Genomic DNA, 19,392 nt, shown 5'->3' with positions numbered 1-19,392 from the left:
AGTTTCCCTCAGGCCGTGCCGGTCGCCGCGGCCGAGACTCGACGCCATGCCCAGCATCGTCTCGCGACGGTCGGCGTCGACCGGCCTGCCCACGCCCCGTGAACTCTCCGCCCTCACCGGGGACCGCGACCGCGTCATCGACCTGATCCGCATCATGTCGCTGGCGGTCGTGGTCGCCGGCCACTCGATCATGCTCACCGTCGAGGCGACCGACGATTCGATTCATCTCGGCAACACACTCGGCGACGTGCCCGCTCTGCAGCCGGCAACCTGGCTGCTGCAGGTGCTGCCGCTGTTCTTCTTCGCCGGTGCCGCCGCGGCGACCCGCGGCTGGACCTCGCGCGGCGACGGTGCCACACCGACCGCCGGGCAGTGGCTCGTCGCCCGGACACAACGGTTGATGCGCCCGGTGTTCTGGTACCTCGGGGCCGTCGCGGCCGTGTATGCCGTCCTGTCCGGCACCGGTGCCACGGTGGCGGCCGACGTGGTCGCGCGTCTCGGGGTGCAGTTGCTGTGGTTCCTCGGCGCCTACCTGCTCGTGCTGGCGGTGGTCCCGTTCCTGCAGCGCCTCCGGTCCGTCGGTGGTGTGCTGGCCGCCCTGGCGGTGTGTTGGGGGAGCACGGCGATCGTCGACGCCGTCCGACTGACGGACGGCCCCGCTGCGCTCGGCTACCTGAATTTCCTCGCCGTGTGGACGATCCCCGCGGTCCTCGGGGTCGCGTACGCCAAGAAGATCCTGCGGCCCGGGCTCGCCGTCCTCGCGGCCGCCGGTGCGCTGGCAGCCGACCTCGTCCTCGTCACGTGGGGACCCTACGAGGTCTCCCTCGTGACGGTTCCGGGCCAGCACCTGTCCAACATGAGTCCGCCGAGCCTGCTGCTCGCCGGCCACGCGATCGTGTTGTGCGCGGGCGCGATCGCGGTGCGCCGATTCCTCGCGGTCGTGGCCGACCGTCCGCGCGTCTGGTGGTGGGTGGTGCTGGGCAACCGGGGCGCGATGACGCTGTATCTCTGGCATCTGCCGGTGCTCGCGGCGATCATCGGTCTGTGCGCCATGGCCGGCATCGACCGCGCCGACGTCGGCGCGGCGTCCTTCCCGATGATCGTCGGGGCGCAGACCGTGTTGCTGCTCGCGGGCATGGTCCCGGTGGTCGCGATCCTGTCTCCACTCGAGAACCGGTCCCTGCCGTGGTGGGACGAACCGGTCGCCCGGCGCAGCGGACCGGTGCGGAACGCGGCCCTGCTGACGGCGCTGGCCGGGCTCGGCGTGGCGGTGCTGATGCTCGCGCGCGGGGGTCTGACCGGCGACGGCGTGTGGTGGCTGATCATGGGCCTCGCCTGTGCCACCTGCTCGCGTTGCGTCGCGGTTCCCGCCGGTCGTCCGACGGCAGCGCCAGGGCTTCCCGGTGACGACGCCTCCCTGCAGGTCAGCGCCCCGCGGTAGTCGACTACCCTCGACGGGAGTCATCGTCGGCGCCGGAGGTGTCCGCCGGCCCGTTGGGTCGGCGTGCACAGCGCGACGACGATGCCGACCATCCATCGATCGACGCACGAGGAGCACGCCCACCGTGGCCACTTCCGCCGACGCAACGGCATTCCCGGGACCCGACGACCTCGAGGCGGCCGCGACGTCGGCCATCGAGGACTTCGAGGCGGCGGCCGACCTCGATCAGCTCGCGGCGGCCAAGTCGGCGCACCTCGGTGACCGCTCGCCGATCGCACTCGCCCGGCGCGCGCTGGGTTCCCTCCCCAAAGAGGAGCGTTCCGAAGCCGGCAAGCTGGTCAACCAGGTGCGCGGCCGGGTGTCGGCGGCCCTGGAGGCGCGCACCGCCGTCCTCGACGCCGAGCGGGACGCGGCGGTCCTCGTCGCCGAATCGGTCGACGTGACGCTGCCGAGCGGCCGGCGTCCGGTGGGCGCGCGACATCCCATCACCGTCATCGCCGAGCAGGTGGCCGACGTGTTCGTCGGTATGGGCTGGGAGATCGCGGAGGGCCCGGAGGTCGAAACCGAGCACTACAATTTCGACGCGCTCAACTTCCTGCCCGACCACCCCGCCCGGTCGATGCAGGACACCTTCTACATCGCGCCCGAGGGATCGCGGCAGGTCCTGCGGACGCACACCTCGCCGGTGCAGGTGCGCTCGATGCTGAGCCGGGACCTGCCCATCTACGTGGCGTGCCCGGGCCGGACGTTCCGGACCGACGAGCTCGACGCCACCCACACCCCGGTCTTCCATCAGATCGAGGGACTCGCCGTCGACAAGGGACTCACACTGGCGAACCTGCGGGGCACCCTGGAGACCTTCGCGCGGGCACTCTTCGGCCCGGAGACGACGACCCGCATGCGGGCGAGCTACTTCCCGTTCACCGAACCCTCCGCCGAGGTCGACGTGTGGTTCCCCGCCAAGAAGGGCGGACCCGGCTGGGTCGAGTGGGGCGGCTGCGGCATGGTCAACCCGAATGTGTTGCGCGCCAGCGGTATCGACCCGGATGTGTACTCCGGATTCGCTTTCGGCATGGGCCTGGAGCGCACCTTGCAGTTCCGCAACGACATCTCCGACATGCGGGACATGGTCGAGGGGGACATCCGGTTCACCCTCCCGTTCGGTCCGGCCGCCTGACCGGCACCGCGCAGATCCCGCCCCGACGACTCCCCACGACGCGACGAAAGTAGTTGATACACAGTGCGTGCACCACAGTCCTGGTACACCGAGGTACTCCGCGCCGGCGACCCGCAGTGGTCGGCGACCACCGATGAGATCGACGCCGGTTTCGTCCGTGTCGGGTTCGAGATCGAGGACATCGAGGCGTTCCCGGAGATCACCGGACCGCTGGTGATCGGTCGAGTAGAGACGATCGAGGAGCTCACCGAGTTCAAGAAGCCGATCCGGTTCTGCACGGTCGCCGTCGGTGAGGACGAGCCCCGCGGAATCGTCTGTGGTGCACGCAACTTCACCGAGGGTGACCTGATCGTCGCCGCGCTGCCGGGGGTCGTGCTCCCCGGTCCCTTCGAGATCGCCTCGCGCAAGACCTACGGCCGGGTGTCCGACGGCATGATCTGCTCGGTCTCCGAGCTGGGTATCGGCACCGATCACAGCGGCATCCTCGTGCTCGCGCCCGGGACCGCCGAACCGGGCGCGGACGCCCGCGAGGTGTTGGGACTCGCCGACGCGGCGATCGACGTCAACGTCACCCCCGACCGCGGCTACGCGTTCTCGGTGCGCGGCCTGGGCCGCGAGCTCGCGGGCAGCTTCGGGGTCCCGTTCGTCGATCCCGGACTCCGGGCCGCGGACCTGGCGGACGACGGGTCGGCCTCGGCGTGGCCGGTCGCCATCGACGAGAACTCTGGCGCGATCCGCTACACCGCTCGGGTCATCACCGGTGTGGACCCGACTGCGATCTCCCCGTGGTGGATGCAGAAGCGGCTCATGGTCGCCGGTATCCGCCCCATCTCCGCGATCGTCGACATCACCAACTACGTCATGATCGAACTCGGTCAGCCGCTGCACGCCTTCGACGCCGACCGTGTCACCGGAGCCGTCACGGTCCGGTCGGCCCAGCCGGGGGAGAAGCTCACCACCCTCGACGACACCGTTCGCATCCTCGACCCCGAGGATGTGCTGATCGCCGACGAGACCGGACCGATCGCCCTCGCCGGTGTCATGGGCGGCGCGAGCACCGAGGTGGGTCCCGAGACGACGACGGTGCTGCTGGAGTCGGCGACCTTCGATCCGGTTCGGGTCTTCCGCACCGCGAAGCGCCACAAGCTGACCTCCGAGGCCAGCAAGCGGTTCGAGCGGATCGTCGACCCCGAGATCACCGCGGTGGCCTCCGACCGCGCCGCCCGGCTGATCGTCGAGATCGCCGGTGGACGCATCGCCTCACCGCTGTCCGAGACCCATGTCCAGACCCCGATCCGGTCGACCATCGCCATCGCTGCCGACGAACCGGACCGGGTCGCGGGCGTCAGCTATCCGCCGGGAACCACCCTGACGCGGCTGACCGAGGTCGGTTGCGTGGTGACCGGGACCGACGAGCTGGACGTGTTCCCGCCCTCGTGGCGACCCGATCTGCGGCAACGCGCCGACCTGGTCGAGGAGGTCCTGCGTCTGGAGGGCTTGGAGGACATCCCCGCCGTGGTTCCCCGCGCGCCCGGCGGCACCGGACTCACCCCGGTTCAGCGACGCCGGCGCAGCGTGGGACGCACCCTCGCGCTCGACGGCTACGTCGAGGTCCTGCCGTATCCGTTCATGCCGGCCGGCGTGTTCGACCTCTGGGACCTGCCCGCCGACGATGAGCGCCGGCGCACCGTGAAGGTCCTCAACCCACTCGAGTCCGATCGCCCCGAGCTCAACACGACGTTGCTCCCGGGGCTACTCGAGATGGCGGCCCGCAACATCGCACGCGGTCAGCGGGATCTGTCGCTGTTCACCATCGGTCAGGTCGTCATCGCCGGCGATCACGTCGCCGCGGTGGACGCGCTCGACGTCACGCGCCGCCCGACCGACGAGGAGATCGCGGCGCTCGACGCCTCGCTGCCCCATCAGCCGCTGCACGTCGGCGTCGTCCTCACCGGACTGCGCGATCCCGCGGGCCCCTGGGGGCCGGGACGCGCCGCCGACCACCTCGATGCCTTCGAGGCGGCGCGCACGATCGGTCGCGCGGCGGGGGTGACCGTCGAGCTCACCGCCGACGATCAGCGACCGTGGCATCCCGGCCGCTGCGCGCGGCTGACGGTCGACGGCCGCACGGTCGGTTACGCCGGCGAACTCCACCCCGCGGTGCTCGAGCGGGCCCATCTGCCGAAGCGGACCTGCGCGGTGGAGATCGACATCGACGCACTGCCCCTGGACGCGCGACTCCCGGCGCCGTCGGTGTCGGTGTTCCCCGCGGTCCTGCAGGACGTCAACGTCGTCGTCGGAGGGGAGGTCCCGGCTGCGGACGTCCAGAAGGCGCTTCGTGAGGGGGCCGGCGACCTGCTCGAGGACATCGCATTGTTCGACGTCTTCACCGGTGAACAGGTCGGCGCGGGCAACAAATCGTTGACGTTCTCGCTGCGGTTCCGCGCCCCGGACCGTACCCTCACCGAGGACGAGGCCAACGAGGCCAAGCTGGCCGCCGTCGACGCAGCCGCCGCGCGGGTGGGGGCCCGTCTCCGCTGACCCCAACGGCGTGTCACCCCGCCGTGAATTGATTTGCAGCCTGCTGCATAATGATCACATGGCTTCGACAAGCAAGGTGAGGGTGGCGGTGGCCGGCGCGAGCGGCTACGCGGGTGGCGAGATACTCCGGTTGCTGTGCGGGCACCCCCGTCTGCGATCCGGCGAACTCGAGATCGGCGCGCTCACCGCGGGTGGCAATGCCGGGACGCTCCTGGGTGCGCACCATCCCCATCTGCTCCCGCTGGCCGACCGGGTCCTGGAGGACACGACACCGGAGATCCTCGCCGGACACGACGTCGTCTTCCTGGGCCTGCCGCATGGCGCATCCGCGGTGATCGCCGATGCCCTGCCGCCGACGACGCTGATCATCGACTGCGGGGCCGACTTCCGGTTGCGCGACGCCGGTGAATGGACGTCGTACTACGGCGGAGACCACGCCGGGACCTGGCCGTATGGTCTGCCCGAGTTGCCCGGCAACCGGGAAACGCTCCGGGACGCGAGCCGGATCGCGGTGCCCGGTTGCTATCCGACGGTGTCGATCCTGTCGTTGCTCCCGGCCATCGCCGCGGGCATCGCCGATCCACACGTGACCGTCGTCGCGGTGAGCGGGGCATCGGGTGCCGGTCGGTCGCCCAAGGTCGACCTGCTGGCGTCCGAGGTCATCGGGTCCGCGCGGGCCTACGGCGTCGGCGGGGTCCACCGGCACACGCCGGAGATCTCCCAGGCGCTCTCGGCCGCCGCGGAACAGCCGGTGACCGTCTCGTTCACGCCCATCCTCGCCCCGATGGCCCGCGGCATCCTCGCGACGTGCACCGCGCGCACCGGGGCCACCGCGGAGGAGGCCCGCGCGGTCTACGAGAAGGCCTATGCGGACGAGGAATTCGTGCACGTGCTGCCGGAGGGGCGGCTGCCTGCCACCGGTTCGGTGATCGGCTCCAACGCCGTCCAGCTCGGCGTGACCGTCGACGAACGCGCACAGACCCTCGTGGTCGTCGGCGCAGTCGACAACCTGACCAAGGGGACCGGTGGCGCCGCGGTCCAATCGATGAACCTGGCGCTGGGCTGGACCGAGAACGAGGGACTGAGCACCGTGGGAGTGGCACCGTGACCGGATCGCAGGGCAGCGCGGAAACAGAGCAGGACCGGATCGAGGGCGGCGCCCCCGGAGATCACCCGCGGCTCGTGCGGAACCAGGGCGTCACCGCGCCCCTGGGGTTCCGGGCCGCCGGAATCGCGGCGGGCATCAAGGCATCCGGCGCGCTCGACCTCGCACTCGTCTTCAACGAGGGCCCCGACCATTCCGCCGCCGGCGTCTTCACCCGCAACCAGGTGAAGGCGGCACCGGTGATGTGGTCACAGCAGGTCCTCACCACCGGCCGGCTGCGCACCGTGATCCTCAACTCCGGCGGCGCGAACGCCTGTACCGGACCGGGCGGCTTCCAGGACACCCACAAGACCGCGGAGGCGGTGGCCGACGCGCTCAGCAACTGGGGGACCAGCACGGGCGCCGTGGAGGTCGCGGTGTGCTCCACCGGACTGATCGGCGACCGGCTGCCGATGGACAAGGTCCTCGCCGGGGTCACCGAGATCGTCCAGGACATGGGCGGCGGCCTGTCCGGCGGCACCGACGCGGCGCACGCGATCATGACCACCGACACCGTGCCCAAACAGGCTGCGCTGCACCACCCGCAGGGGTGGAACGTAGGCGGTATGGGCAAGGGCGCCGGAATGCTGGCACCGTCGCTGGCGACGATGCTGGTCGTGCTCACGACAGACGCGGTGGCCACCGCCGAGCAGCTCGACACCGCCTTGCGCAGGGCGACGGCACGCACCTTCGACCGGCTCGACATCGACGGCTCGTGCTCGACGAACGACACGGTTCTGCTGCTGAGCTCGGGCGCCAGCCAGATCCCGGTCGAGCAGACCGATCTCGATGACGCGGTGTTCGCTGTCTGCGACGATCTCGCCGCCCAGATGATGGCCGACGCCGAGGGGGTCACGAAGCGGGTCGTGATCACGGTCACCGGCGCGCACACCGAGGACGACGCGCTGACCGTCGCCCGTGCCGTCGCGCGAGATTCGCTGGTGAAGACCGCCCTGTTCGGGTCGGATCCGAACTGGGGGCGGGTACTCGCCGCGGTCGGCGCGTCGCCGGTGACCGTCGATCCCGACCGGATCGCGGTGTCGTTCAACGGCAACCCGGTGTGCGAGAACGGTTTCGGGGTCGAGGGCGCGCGAGATGTGGACCTGTCCGGCCCCGACATCGCCGTCGTCGTCGACCTGAAGCTGGGAGAGTCGGCGGCCAGTGTCCGAACCACCGACCTCTCCCATGCGTACGTCGAAGAGAACTCGGCGTATTCGTCATGAGCGAGACGACATCGGGCGTCCACCCGATCGACCCCGCGGCCGGCCTGGCCAAGGCGAAGGTCCTCGCCGAGGCCCTGCCCGCGCTCCAGCGACTCGCCGGCGCGACCGTCGTCGTCAAATACGGCGGCAACGCCATGATCGACGACGAGTTGAAGAAGGCGTTCGCGGCGGACATGGTCTTCCTGCGCGCCTGCGGCATGCATCCCGTGGTGGTGCACGGTGGTGGCCCGCAGATCTCGGCGATGCTGAAGCGACTGGGACTCTCGGGTGAGTTCAAGGGCGGATTCCGGGTGACGACCCCCGAGGTCATGGACGTCGCCCGCATGGTTCTCTTCGGTCAGGTCGGGAGGGAGCTCGTGGGCCTGATCAACTCGCACGGACCGTATGCCGTCGGCATCACCGGCGAGGATGCCCACCTGTTCACCGCGACGCGGCGCACGGTGCTCGTCGAGGGTGTTCCCACCGACATCGGCCTCGTCGGCGACATCGCGTCGGTCAACACCTCGGCGGTGCTGGATCTGGTTGCCGCCGGCCGCATCCCGGTCGTCTCGACGATCGCGCCGGACCGCGACGGGGTGGTGCACAACATCAACGCCGACACCGCGGCCGGTGCTCTCGCCGAGGCGTTGGGGGCGTCCCGGCTGGTGATGCTGACCGATGTCGAAGGCCTGTACACGGACTGGCCCGACCGCGGATCCCTGGTCTCCCAGATCGACACCGACGCACTCACCGCGCTGTTGCCGTCGCTGGATTCCGGCATGGTCCCCAAGATGGAGGCCTGCCTGCGCGCCGTCACCGGCGGCATCGACCGCGCACACGTGATCGACGGGCGTGTCGCCCATTCCGTACTGGCCGAACTGTTGACCGAGAGCTCGACCGGCACCACCGTCGTCGTGCCTGAGGAGGACGCATGACCGCGCCACTGCAGCAGCGCTGGGCACAGTCGCTGATGAACAACTACGGCACACCCCCGATCGCCCTCGTGGAGGGCTCGGGAGCGTATGTCACCGACGCCGATGGCAAGCGCTACCTCGACCTGCTCGGCGGGATCGCGGTGAACGCCCTCGGCCACGCCCACCCGGCGATCGTCGACGCGGTCACCCACCAGCTCCAGACGCTCGGGCACGTGTCGAACCTGTACATCGCCCCGCCCGTCGTCGAACTCGCCGAGGCATTGCTCGGCCGGTTCGGCCATCCGGGTCGCGTGTTCTTCTGCAACTCCGGCACCGAGGCGAACGAGGCCGCGTTCAAACTGGCCCGACGGACCGGACGGCCCGAGATCGTCGCGGCGGAGCAGGCCTTCCACGGACGCACCATGGGTGCGCTCGCGATGACCGGTCAGCCCGCCAAACGCACTCCGTTCGAACCGATGCCGCCGGGCGTCCGGTTCGTTCCCTACGGTGACGTCGACGCGCTCGACGCCATGGTCACCGACCAGACCGCCGCGGTGATCCTCGAACCGATCCTCGGCGAGGCAGGCGTCGTCGTGCCCCCGGCCGACTACCTGGCGGCCGCTCGCCGGATCACCGAGGAGCGCGGCGCGCTGCTGATCCTCGACGAGGTGCAGACCGGCGTCGCGCGCACCGGTACGTTCTTCGCCCATCAGCAGGTGGGCGTGGTCCCCGATGTGATGACGCTTGCGAAGGGATTAGGCGGTGGCCTGCCCATCGGCGCGTGTATCGCCACCGGTCCGGCGGCCGACCTGTTCGGGCCGGGCCAGCACGGCACCACTTTCGGTGGCAATCCGGTCAGTGCGGCTGCCGCGCTGGCCGTCCTGGGGGTCATCGAAGCCGACGGTCTCCTCGATTCCGTTGCCGCGGTGGGGAAGTCGATCGCAACCGGCATCGAGGACCTGCAGCATCCGCTGGTCTCGCATGTGCGTGGATCCGGCCTGTTGCTCGGTGTCGTGCTGACGCAGCCGCTCTCGCAGCGCGTCGAGGCCGCCGCCCGGGACGCGGGGTTCCTGATCAACGCACCCGCGCCCGACGTCCTGCGCCTGGCCCCGCCGCTGATCCTCACCGAGCAGCAGGGACAGGATTTCGTGCGCGCGCTACCGACACTGCTCGACACCGCCGCCACATCGAACGAGGGGGACAAGCCATGACCAGACATTTCCTGCGCGACGACGACCTGACCCCGGCCGAGCAGGCCGAGGTGCTCGCACTCGCGGCCGAGGTCAAGGCGAAGCCGTTCGACTTCCGGCCGCTGGAGGGCCCCCGCGGGGTCGGGGTGATCTTCGACAAGAACTCCACCCGCACCCGGTTCTCGTTCGAGGTCGGCATCGCCCAGCTCGGCGGTCATGCGGTCGTCGTCGACGGCCGGACGACCCAGCTCGGCCGCGAGGAGACCCTGGAGGACACCGGCCTGGTCCTGTCCCGCTTCGTCGACGCCATCGTGTGGCGGACGTTCGGGCAGGACCGGCTCGAGGCGCTGTCCTCGACCGCCACCGTCCCGGTCGTCAACGCGCTGTCCGACGAGTTCCACCCCTGCCAGGTGCTCGCCGACCTGCAGACGATCGCCGAGCACAAGGGCCAGCCGGCGGGCCTGACGATGACGTACCTGGGTGACGGCGCGAACAACATGGCGCATTCGCTGGCGCTCGGCGGCGTCACGGCCGGCATGCACGTCGTCCTCAGCTCGCCGGACGGCTTCCAGCCGGACCCGGCGGTGATCGCCGACGCCGAGAAGCGTGCCGCGCAGACCGGCGGCTCGGTGACGCTCGAGACCGACCCCGTCGCCGCCGCGACGGGGGCCGACGTCCTGGTGACCGACACCTGGGTGTCGATGGGGCAAGAGGACGACGGAAAGGACCGCACGGCGCCGTTCCGGCCGTACCAGATCAACGATGACCTGCTCATGCATGCCGCCGATGATGCGATCGTGCTGCACTGCCTGCCGGCCCATCGTGGCGACGAGATCACCGCCTCGGTGATCGACGGACCCCGCAGCGTCGTGTTCGACGAGGCGGAGAACCGCCTGCACGCGCAGAAGGCCCTGCTGATCTGGCTGTTGGACCACCAGTGAGCGGACACCCACGATGACCGCCGGAGCCGAACCCTCGGAAAGCCGCCTCGCCGCCACCCGGGCGGGTCGTCATGCGCGCATCATCGAGATCTTGTCCACGCATCAGGTACGCAGCCAGTCGGAGCTGCAGCGGTTGCTCGCCGAGGAGGGCGTCGACGCCACCCAGGCCACCCTGTCGCGCGACCTCGACGAACTCGGGGCCGTGAAGCTGCGGGCAGCGGACGGCGGCGCCGGGGTCTATGTGGTGCCCGAAGACGGTTCGCCCGTCCGCGGTGTGTCCGGCGGCACCGACCGGCTCGGCCGGCTCGTGTCGGACCTCCTGGTCTCGACCGACAGCAGTGGCAACCTCGCGGTGTTGCGAACGCCCCCGGGCGCCGCGCACTACTTGGCGGCTGCGCTCGACCGGGCGCGCCTGCCCGACGTCGTGGGGACGATCGCCGGGGACGACACGATCTTCGTCGTCGCGCGCGAGCCGCTCGACGGAGCGGAACTCGCCCGCCGGATCGAGGGCCTCGTGTAACCCTCGCCGCATCGACATTCTCGGTTCCGCCTCCGCGGAACCGGCAGACCACACCAAACGAACAGCCGAGACACCGCCAACCGGATACCCGGGCGGTGTCGTCGGAACACCGGGGCCGATGATGGACTCGGTCATCGCGCAGAACAGGAGCTTCACCTCATGGCAGAACGTGTCGTACTCGCATACTCGGGCGGCCTGGACACCTCGGTCGCGATCAGCTGGATCCAGAAGGAGACCGGCAAAGAGGTCGTCGCCGTGGCACTCGACCTCGGTCAGGGCGGCGAGGACATGGAGGTCATCCGCCAGCGCGCACTCGACTGCGGCGCGGTCGAGGCCGTCGTGGTCGATGCCCGCGACGAGTTCGCCGACGAGTACTGCCTCGGCGCGATCACCTCGAATGCGCTCTACATGGATCGTTATCCGCTCGTCTCGGCGCTGTCGCGCCCGCTGATCGCCAAGCACCTGGTCACCGCCGCCCGTGATCACGGCGGCACCGTCGTCGCCCACGGATGCACCGGCAAGGGCAACGACCAGGTCCGCTTCGAAGTCGGTTTTGCCACCCTGGCGCCCGATCTGCAGGTGCTCGCGCCGGTCCGCGACTACGCCTGGACCCGCGAGAAGGCGATCGCCTTCGCCGGGGAGAACGACATCCCGATCAACGTGACCAAGAAGTCGCCGTTCTCGATCGACCAGAACGTGTGGGGACGCGCGGTCGAGACCGGCTTCCTCGAGGACCTGTGGAACGCGCCGACGAAGGACGTCTACGACTACACCGAAGACCCCACCGTCAACTGGAACTCGCCCGACGAGGTCATCATCGGCTTCGACAAGGGCCGCCCGGTCAGCATCGACGGCCGCCCGGTGAGCGTCCTCGAGGCGATCCAGGAACTCAACCGTCGCGCCGGCGCCCAGGGCGTCGGACGCCTCGACGTGGTGGAGGACCGCCTGGTGGGCATCAAGAGCCGCGAGGTCTACGAGGCGCCCGGCGCCATGGTTCTCATCCGCGCACACGAAGAACTCGAGCACGTGACCATCGAGCGCGAGCTCGGCCGCTACAAGCGCGGCACCGACCAGAAGTGGGCCGAGCTGGTGTACGACGGTCTCTGGTTCTCGCCGCTGAAGCGGTCGCTGGACGCGTTCGTCGCCTCCACGCAGGAGCACGTGACCGGCGAGATCCGGCTGACCCTGCACGGCGGCACGATCGCCGCGACCGGCCGCCGCAGCTCGGAGTCGCTCTACGACTTCAACCTCGCGACCTACGACGAGGGCGACACCTTCGATCAGTCCGCGGCCCGCGGCTTCGTCGAGCTGCACGGCCTGTCGTCGAAGATCGCCGCGAAGCGGGACCTGAATCTGTGAGTGCGGGCACCGGCGGCGGCAGCGGCCCGGAGACCGGCGGGACGACCAACCAGGGTTCGCTCTGGGGCGGTCGCTTCGCCGGTGGTCCGGCGGAGGCGATGGCCGCGCTGAGCAAGTCGACCCACTTCGACTGGGCCCTGGCCCCGTTCGACATCGAAGCGTCCAAAGCGCATGCACGGGTCCTGAACAAGGCCGGGCTGCTCACCGCCGAAGACCTCACCGGAATGCTCGACGGGCTCGATCGCCTGGCCGCCGATGTCGCCGACGGCAGCTTCGGGCCGGCCGAGTCCGACGAGGACGTCCACGGCGCCCTCGAGCGTGGCCTGATCGAGCGCGTCGGTCCCGAACTCGGGGGCCGGTTACGCGCGGGGCGCTCACGCAACGACCAGGTCGCGACCCTGTTCCGGATGTGGCTGCGCGCCGCCATGCGGCGGGTCGCGTTGGGCCTGCTCGACGTCGTCGACGCGCTCACCGCACAGGCGGCGGCCCATCCCGACGCGATCATGCCGGGCAAGACGCACCTGCAGGCCGCACAGCCGGTCCTGCTGGGGCACCATCTGCTGGCGCACGCGCAACCACTCCTGCGCGACATCGACCGGCTCGCCGACGCGGATCGTCGAACCGCGGTGTCGCCCTACGGTTCCGGCGCCCTGGCCGGCTCCTCCCTGGGCCTCGATCCGGCGGCGATCGCCGCCGACCTGGGCTTCGACGCACCCGCGGAGAACTCGATCGATGCCACCTCATCGCGCGACTTCGCTGCGGAGGCCGCGTTCGTCTTCGCGATGATCGCAGTCGACCTCTCCCGGTTGTCCGAAGAGGTGATCATCTGGAGCACACCGGAATTCGGCTACGTGACGCTGGCCGACGCGTGGTCCACCGGCAGCTCGATCATGCCGCAGAAGAAGAACCCGGACGTCGCCGAACTCATGCGCGGCAAGGCCGGTCGTCTCATCGGCGACCTCACCGGATTGCTCGCCACACTGAAGGCGCAGCCGCTGGCGTACAACCGGGACCTGCAGGAGGACAAGGAACCGGTCTTCGACGCGGTGGCCCAACTGGAGCTGCTGCTGCCCGCGGTGACCGGCCTGGTCGCCACGCTGGAGTTTCACACCGATCGCATGGCGGAACTCGCGCCGGCGGGTTTCACCCTGGCCACCGACATCGCCGAATGGATGGTCCGACAGGGCGTGCCGTTCCGGGTGGCGCACGAGGCCGCGGGTGCGTGTGTCCGCGAGGCCGAGTCCCGGGGCGTCGGCCTGGACGAACTCGACGACGCGACGCTGGCCGGTGTCCATCCGGCGCTGACGCCGGCGGTGCGTGACGTCCTGACCGTCCGCGGTTCGGTCGAGTCGCGCAACGCGCACGGCGGTACCGCACCCGGACAGGTCCGGCGGCAGATCGACGTCGTCACGGCCCAGACCGCCGATCTCCGGACACGCTGGACCGCTGGGCACGGCGGGCGCCACTGATCCCGGACGACTGGGTACAGTGACCTGTGTCACCGACGCCGCGTCAATCAACGCGCTGGTGAGGCCGGTACACCGACGACGGGAGGATCGACACGATGGCGGTGTGGGACGGGGGCCCCGATCTCGTGGGGGTGGTCGGCAGGGTGTTGGCCACTGCGCAGAACGGCCTCGAGGTGCTGCGGTTCGGTGGACTGGAGACCGGCACCGAACCGGCGCCCTTCGCGGTCGTCGAGACACACAAGATGTTCCGGCTGCGTCGGTATTTCCCGAACGATCCGTCGACCGGTCCGAACATCGTCCTGGTGCCGCCGATGATGGTGTCGGCCAACGTCTATGACGTCACCGAGCACAACGGTGCGGTGTCGATTCTGCACCGCAACGGCATCACGCCGTGGGTCGTCGACTTCGGTTCACCCGACTCCGAAGAAGGCGGGATGGAACGCAATCTCGCCGACCACGTGGTCGCGATCAGCCACGCGATCGACCTGATCGTCGAGGCGACCGGCCGTGACATCCACCTCGCCGGGTATTCGCAGGGCGGGATGTTCGCCTACCAGACCGCGGCCTACCGCCGGTCCAAGGGGATCGCGAGTCTGATCACGTTCGGCAGCCCCGTCGACGTCCTCGCCGCACTGCCCCTGGGGCTGCCCGCGGGACTGGTGGCCCCGGCGGCCGAGTTCCTGGCCGACAAGGCGTTCTCACGCAATCTCTGGGTGCGGGATTGGATGGCGCGCACCGGCTTCCAGCTCCTGGATCCGGTGAAGACGGTGCGCAGCCGCATCGACTTCCTGCGCCGTCTGCACGATCGTGAGGCGCTGCTGCCACGGGAGGACCAGCGCCGCTTCCTGGAGGCCGACGGCTGGGTCGCATGGTCCGGCCCGGCGATCGCGGAGCTGCTCCGGCAGTTCGTGGCGCACAACCGCATGGTCTCCGGCGGCTTCGTGATCAACGGCGATCTGGTGTCCCTCGCCGAGATCACCTGCCCGGTGCTCGCGTTCGTGGGCGATGCCGACGACATCGGGCAACCGGCGGCGGTACGGGGCATCGTCCGCGCCGCGCCCGACGCGGAGGTGTACGAATCCACCCTGCCGGCCGGACATTTCGGACTCGTGGTCGGTAGCGCGGCCGGTGAACACACCTGGCCGACGACCTCCGACTGGGTGAACTGGCTCTCCGACAACGGTCCGCGGCCCGAACTCGTCTCCGAGATGTCGCTCGTCGAGCCGGGTCACGGCGGCGGGGTCAGCCTGTCGTCGCGACTCACGCACGGGGTGGGGTCGGTGGCCGACGCCGGCACCGCCGCCTCGCGCGAATTGCTCGGCCTGGCCAACTCCCTGCAGCGCACCTCGCGAGCCGTCGCCTCGGAGTCGGTGCGGACCGTCCCCCGATTGTTCCGGCTGGGACAGATCCAGAGCGGGACGCGCATTTCCCTGTCGAAGCTGATGGCCGAGAACACCAAGCGCGGCGGCGACAAGGAACTGTTCCTCTTCGAGAACCGTGTGCTCACCCACGCCCAGGTGAACACGCGTATCGACAACGTGGTCGCCGGGCTGGTCGACTGCTGCATCCGCCCCGGCCAGCACATCGGTGTCCTGATGGACACCCGGCCGAGCGCCCTGGTCGTCATCGCGGCGCTCTCGCGCCTGGGCGCGGTGGCGGTGCTGCTCGCCGCGGACGCCGACGTCCGCGAGATGATGCGGCTCGCCGACAGCTCGGTCATCGTCACCGACCCCACCAATCTCGATCTCGCCAGTGCCGCCTCCGACCGCGTCCTGGTACTCGGCGGCGGCAGTGGCGACTCCCGGGCGATCGACGGTGCGGACGGCACGTCGATCGTCGACATGGAACGCATCGATCCCGACGAAGTCGTGATGCCGACCTGGTACCGGCCCGACCCCGGTCTCGCGGGCGACCTCGCGTTCATCCTGTTCAGCCGGGCTTACGGCAAGCTCGTCCCGTGGCCGGTGACCAACCACCGGTTCGCGATGTCGGCCTTCGGCGCCGCGGCCGCGGCGGCGCTCACCGACCGCGACACCGTGTACTGCCTGCCGCCGCTGCACCACGCGTCGGGGCTGCTCACGACCCTGGGGGCGACGGTGGTCGGGCGGTCGAGGATCGCGCTGTCGAACGGCATCGATCCCAAGAACTTCGCCGTCGAGGTGCAGCGCTACGGCATCACCGTCGTGTCCTACACCTGGTCGATGCTCAGCGGCATCGTTCGCGACCCCGACTTCCACATCAACCAGCACAACCCGATCCGGTTGTTCATGGGCTCGGGTATGTCGGCGGGACTCTGGGAGGACGTGTGCTCGAGTTTCCCCCGCGCGCGCATCCTCGAGTTCTTCGCGACCGCCGACGGCTCGGCGATCCTCGCGAACGTCTCCGGGGACAAGTTGTCCTCCGTCGGCCGGCCGCTGCCGGAGACGAACCCGGTCGAGGTCGCGGCCTACGACATCGTCGGCGACCGGTTGCTCATCGACGACTCGGGCTTCGTCCGCCGGGCGGAGACGGGGGAGCCCGGTCTGCTCCTCGCCAAGGCCAAGCACAAGTTCGACACCAACGGGACGGTGCTCCGCGACGTCTTCACGACGCGTGATCGGTGGGAGGTGTCGGGTCACTTGTTCGTGCGCGACGCCGACGGCGACCTGTACTTCCTCGGAGCGACCGACCGCGTGCTCCGGACCGCGGACGGCCCGGTGTTCATCCCCCCGATCGCCCACGCCCTGTCCCGACTGAAGAGCGTCGACCAGGTCGTCGTCTACGGGGTCGGCGAACCCGGCCACCAAGTCGTCGTCGCGGCGATGACCCTCCGGCCCGGGGTCACGCCGGACTCGCTCACGGTCACACAACTGCGGATCGCGCTGGGGGAGTACCGGGCCGAGGAGCGCCCTCATCTCGTCCACGTCGTCGACGAGATCCCGCAGTCGGCGTCGTTCCGCCCGCTCAGCACCGGTCTGGTCGAGGAGGGACTTCCGAAACCGGGTGCGCGCGTCTGGTATCGCGACGACGAAGGGCGCTATCGCAGGTACACGAGGACCGTGGCGGAGAAGCTGGACTGGAGCGGGACCTCGACGCGCAATGCCCTAGGCTGATCCGGGTGACGACACGCGCTGAGGCCATCGACCCGATCGTGCGCGAACGCCTGGCCTGCCCGCAGGACCACGGTCCGCTGGTCGACGCCGGCGACGAGCTCTACAACCCGCGGCTGCATGTCGCCTACCGCATCGACTCCGACGGCATCCCGGTGATGCTCGTCGACGAGGCGCGCACGGTCGACGACGCCGAGCACGAGCGCATCGTCGGTTCTCAGCCGGAGTAGCCCGCCAACGGGAGTCACCTCGACCGCACCTCGATCTCGTCGGATGACAAGATCGAGGGGTGAGTGCTGACAACGTCGAACCCCCCCGACCGGCCGCGTCCTCCCGGCCGACTGCCGTCCCCGCCACCGTCGACATCCTCGACGAACTGCAATGGCGCGGGCTGATCGCCCAGTCCACCGATCTCGGTGCACTGGGGGAGGCGCTCGCGAACGGACCGGTCACGTTGTACGCGGGCTTCGACCCGACGGCGGCGAGTCTGCACGCCGGCCACCTCGTCCCGTTGCTGACCCTCAAGCGTTTCCAGTTGGCGGGTCATCGTCCGATCGTCCTCGCAGGTGGTGCCACCGGTCTGATCGGTGATCCCCGCGAGGTGGGGGAGCGGACGATGAACTCGGCCGACACCGTGGCCGAGTGGGCCGCGCGTATCGATGCGCAGCTTCGGCGGTTCGTCGACATCGACGACACCCCTACGGGCGCCGTGGTGGTGAACAACCTGGACTGGACCGGCAAGCTGTCGGCGATCGAGTTCCTCCGCGACCTGGGTAAGCACTTCTCGGTGAACGTGATGCTCGCGCGCGACACGGTGAAGCGACGCCTCGAAGCCGACGGCATGAGCTACGCGGAGTTCAGCTACCTGCTCCTGCAGTCGAACGACTTCGTGGAACTGAACCGCCGGTACGGATGTGTGCTGCAGATCGGTGGTTCCGACCAGTGGGGCAACATCGTCGGCGGCGTGGATCTGGCCCGTCGACTCGACGGCTCGGCGCTGCACGGGATGACGGTTCCGCTCGTGACCTCGTCGGACGGCAAGAAGTTCGGCAAGTCCACGGGTGGGGGCAGTCTGTGGCTCGACCCGGAACTGACGAGCCCCTACTCCTGGTACCAGTACTTCGTGAACACGGCGGACGCCGATGTCATCCGTTACCTGCGCTGGTTCACCTTCCTGGGGCGCGAGGAGATCGACGAACTCGAACGTGCCACCGCCGAGACCCCGCACCTGCGGCGCGCACAGCGCACACTCGCCGCCGAGATGACGACCCTCATCCACGGTCAGGCCAACACCGATGCGGTCCAACTGGCCAGCCAGGCACTGTTCGGTCGGGCCGAGCTCGATGAACTCGACGAGGCGACCCTCGCGGCCGCGGTCGGGGAGACCTCGATCGCCGAGTACAGCGAGACCCGTCCGACGATCATCGAGTTGCTGGTCGACACGAAGCTGTCGGAGTCCAACAAAGCTGCTCGCCGTGCAGTGTCCGAGGGCGGCGCCTACGTGAACAACACCAAGATCACCGACCCGGAGTGGCAGCCGGCCGACGCCGATCTGCTCCACGGGCGGTGGTTGGTGGTGCGTCGCGGCAAGAAGAGTTTCGCCGGCGCCAAACTGGGCCTCTGACCTGGCGATTTGACGCGTTGTTCGCGCCTGTGTAACTTAATCGACGCACCGCAGAGAGCAACTCCCCCGGAGCCGCAAGCCCCGGGGAAGTAACAGCGCCCGAGCCACTCGCTCGGGCCGCCTGTGCGGGCCACTCCCGAGAACAAGAGCGTGAGTATTTCTCGCGCTCTGGGAAAGCTCATCGGAGCCGGCTTCACATCGAAGGCGTCTGGTGGGTGTGTGTTCTTTGAGAACTCGATAGTGTGTTGGTGGATTGTTTGATGCCATATTGTGGTGTCAGATGGTTTGCTTGGATGATGTGTCCGCGGCTTTGATGTCGCGTGACGCTGATGAGTTTATTTTTTGATGCCAGTTTTTTTGAGGATTATTTTGGTCAGGTTTTGCTTTCCTGGTTGAAGATTTTGTGTTGAAACGTCGGCCCTTTTGGGGCTGGTTTGGTTTCTACATTTTTTCATGGAGAGTTTGATCCTGGCTCAGGACGAACGCTGGCGGCGTGCTTAACACATGCAAGTCGAACGGAAAGGCCCAGCTTGCTGGGTACTCGAGTGGCGAACGGGTGAGTAACACGTGGGTGATCTGCCCTGCACTCTGGGATAAGCCTGGGAAACTGGGTCTAATACCGGATATGACCAACTGTCGCATGGTGGTTGGTGGAAAGCTTTTGCGGTGTGGGATGGGCCCGCGGCCTATCAGCTTGTTGGTGGGGTAATGGCCTACCAAGGCGACGACGGGTAGCCGACCTGAGAGGGTGATCGGCCACACTGGGACTGAGACACGGCCC

Annotated in this window: 14 protein-coding genes and 1 rRNA gene; all 15 read left to right on the top strand. The window is 69.1% G+C overall.

Annotated features, from left to right (window positions below; translation table 11 throughout):
- Positions 1-46: 46 nt before the first annotated feature.
- Entirely contained in the window at positions 47-1,441 is a 1,395-nt protein-coding gene (locus tag AS181_RS23440) for an acyltransferase family protein (RefSeq protein WP_058253850.1), read from the top strand.
- A gap of 124 nt (positions 1,442-1,565) precedes the next feature.
- The gene (gene pheS, locus AS181_RS23435) at positions 1,566-2,618 is read left to right on the top strand and encodes a phenylalanine--tRNA ligase subunit alpha (RefSeq protein ID WP_058253849.1); all 1,053 of its coding nucleotides are present in this window, start codon (positions 1,566-1,568) and stop codon (positions 2,616-2,618) included.
- Positions 2,619-2,681: 63 nt separating this feature from the next.
- The gene (pheT, locus tag AS181_RS23430; protein ID WP_058253848.1) at positions 2,682-5,159 is read left to right on the top strand and encodes a phenylalanine--tRNA ligase subunit beta; all 2,478 of its coding nucleotides are present in this window, start codon (positions 2,682-2,684) and stop codon (positions 5,157-5,159) included.
- Between the two features lie 58 nt (positions 5,160-5,217).
- Positions 5,218-6,267 carry an N-acetyl-gamma-glutamyl-phosphate reductase gene (argC, locus tag AS181_RS23425; protein ID WP_058253847.1) on the top strand — a complete coding sequence of 350 codons (1,050 nt, stop codon included), beginning with the start codon at positions 5,218-5,220 and terminating at the stop codon, positions 6,265-6,267.
- The gene (gene argJ / locus AS181_RS23420; protein ID WP_058253846.1) at positions 6,264-7,526 is read left to right on the top strand and encodes a bifunctional glutamate N-acetyltransferase/amino-acid acetyltransferase ArgJ; all 1,263 of its coding nucleotides are present in this window, start codon (positions 6,264-6,266) and stop codon (positions 7,524-7,526) included. Before argC ends, argJ begins: the two co-directional genes overlap by 4 nt.
- Complete coding sequence (gene argB, locus AS181_RS23415) at positions 7,523-8,440, top strand: acetylglutamate kinase (protein WP_058253845.1); 918 nt, start codon at positions 7,523-7,525, stop codon at positions 8,438-8,440. Before argJ ends, argB begins: the two co-directional genes overlap by 4 nt.
- Complete coding sequence (locus AS181_RS23410) at positions 8,437-9,630, top strand: acetylornithine transaminase (RefSeq protein WP_058253844.1); 1,194 nt, start codon at positions 8,437-8,439, stop codon at positions 9,628-9,630. Before argB ends, AS181_RS23410 begins: the two co-directional genes overlap by 4 nt.
- The gene (gene argF / locus AS181_RS23405) at positions 9,627-10,550 is read left to right on the top strand and encodes an ornithine carbamoyltransferase (protein WP_058253843.1); all 924 of its coding nucleotides are present in this window, start codon (positions 9,627-9,629) and stop codon (positions 10,548-10,550) included. Before AS181_RS23410 ends, argF begins: the two co-directional genes overlap by 4 nt.
- Before the next feature lie 13 nt (positions 10,551-10,563).
- Entirely contained in the window at positions 10,564-11,070 is a 507-nt protein-coding gene (locus AS181_RS23400; RefSeq protein WP_010844368.1) for an arginine repressor, read from the top strand.
- Between the two features lie 159 nt (positions 11,071-11,229).
- The gene (locus AS181_RS23395) at positions 11,230-12,429 is read left to right on the top strand and encodes an argininosuccinate synthase (protein WP_058253842.1); all 1,200 of its coding nucleotides are present in this window, start codon (positions 11,230-11,232) and stop codon (positions 12,427-12,429) included.
- Complete coding sequence (gene argH / locus AS181_RS23390) at positions 12,426-13,898, top strand: argininosuccinate lyase (protein WP_058253841.1); 1,473 nt, start codon at positions 12,426-12,428, stop codon at positions 13,896-13,898. The genes AS181_RS23395 and argH overlap by 4 nt, the downstream gene beginning before the upstream one ends.
- A gap of 95 nt (positions 13,899-13,993) precedes the next feature.
- Positions 13,994-16,990 carry an AMP-binding protein gene (locus tag AS181_RS23385; RefSeq protein ID WP_058253840.1) on the top strand — a complete coding sequence of 999 codons (2,997 nt, stop codon included), beginning with the start codon at positions 13,994-13,996 and terminating at the stop codon, positions 16,988-16,990.
- A gap of 5 nt (positions 16,991-16,995) precedes the next feature.
- Positions 16,996-17,217: a Trm112 family protein gene (locus AS181_RS23380; RefSeq protein ID WP_058253839.1), complete on the top strand. Its 222-nt coding sequence runs from the start codon at positions 16,996-16,998 to the stop codon at positions 17,215-17,217.
- Positions 17,218-17,276: 59 nt separating this feature from the next.
- The gene (gene tyrS, locus AS181_RS23375; RefSeq protein WP_058253838.1) at positions 17,277-18,611 is read left to right on the top strand and encodes a tyrosine--tRNA ligase; all 1,335 of its coding nucleotides are present in this window, start codon (positions 17,277-17,279) and stop codon (positions 18,609-18,611) included.
- A 450-nt stretch (positions 18,612-19,061) separates the two neighbouring features.
- Positions 19,062-19,392: ribosomal RNA gene (locus AS181_RS23370) — 16S ribosomal RNA — on the top strand; the annotation flags it as partial.

It is taken from the genome of Gordonia sp. SGD-V-85, from assembly GCF_001456905.1.
GTDB classification, from domain to species: domain Bacteria; phylum Actinomycetota; class Actinomycetes; order Mycobacteriales; family Mycobacteriaceae; genus Gordonia; species Gordonia hongkongensis.
The sequence above is the reverse complement of the archived record's forward strand: the minus strand, read 5'-3'. Positions and strand labels throughout refer to the sequence as shown.

Excerpts from the sequence above, each read along its gene's own strand:
- AS181_RS23440 (WP_058253850.1), top strand. The coding sequence starts at position 47 with ATGCCCAGCATCGTCTCGCGACGGTCGGCGTCGACCGGCCTGCCCACG.
- AS181_RS23410 (WP_058253844.1), top strand. The coding sequence starts at position 8,437 with ATGACCGCGCCACTGCAGCAGCGCTGGGCACAGTCGCTGATGAACAAC.
- AS181_RS23395 (WP_058253842.1), top strand. The coding sequence starts at position 11,230 with ATGGCAGAACGTGTCGTACTCGCATACTCGGGCGGCCTGGACACCTCG.
- AS181_RS23400 (WP_010844368.1), top strand. The coding sequence starts at position 10,564 with ATGACCGCCGGAGCCGAACCCTCGGAAAGCCGCCTCGCCGCCACCCGG.
- argB (WP_058253845.1), top strand. The coding sequence starts at position 7,523 with ATGAGCGAGACGACATCGGGCGTCCACCCGATCGACCCCGCGGCCGGC.
- argC (WP_058253847.1), top strand. The coding sequence starts at position 5,218 with ATGGCTTCGACAAGCAAGGTGAGGGTGGCGGTGGCCGGCGCGAGCGGC.
- AS181_RS23385 (WP_058253840.1), top strand. The coding sequence starts at position 13,994 with ATGGCGGTGTGGGACGGGGGCCCCGATCTCGTGGGGGTGGTCGGCAGG.
- argF (WP_058253843.1), top strand. The coding sequence starts at position 9,627 with ATGACCAGACATTTCCTGCGCGACGACGACCTGACCCCGGCCGAGCAG.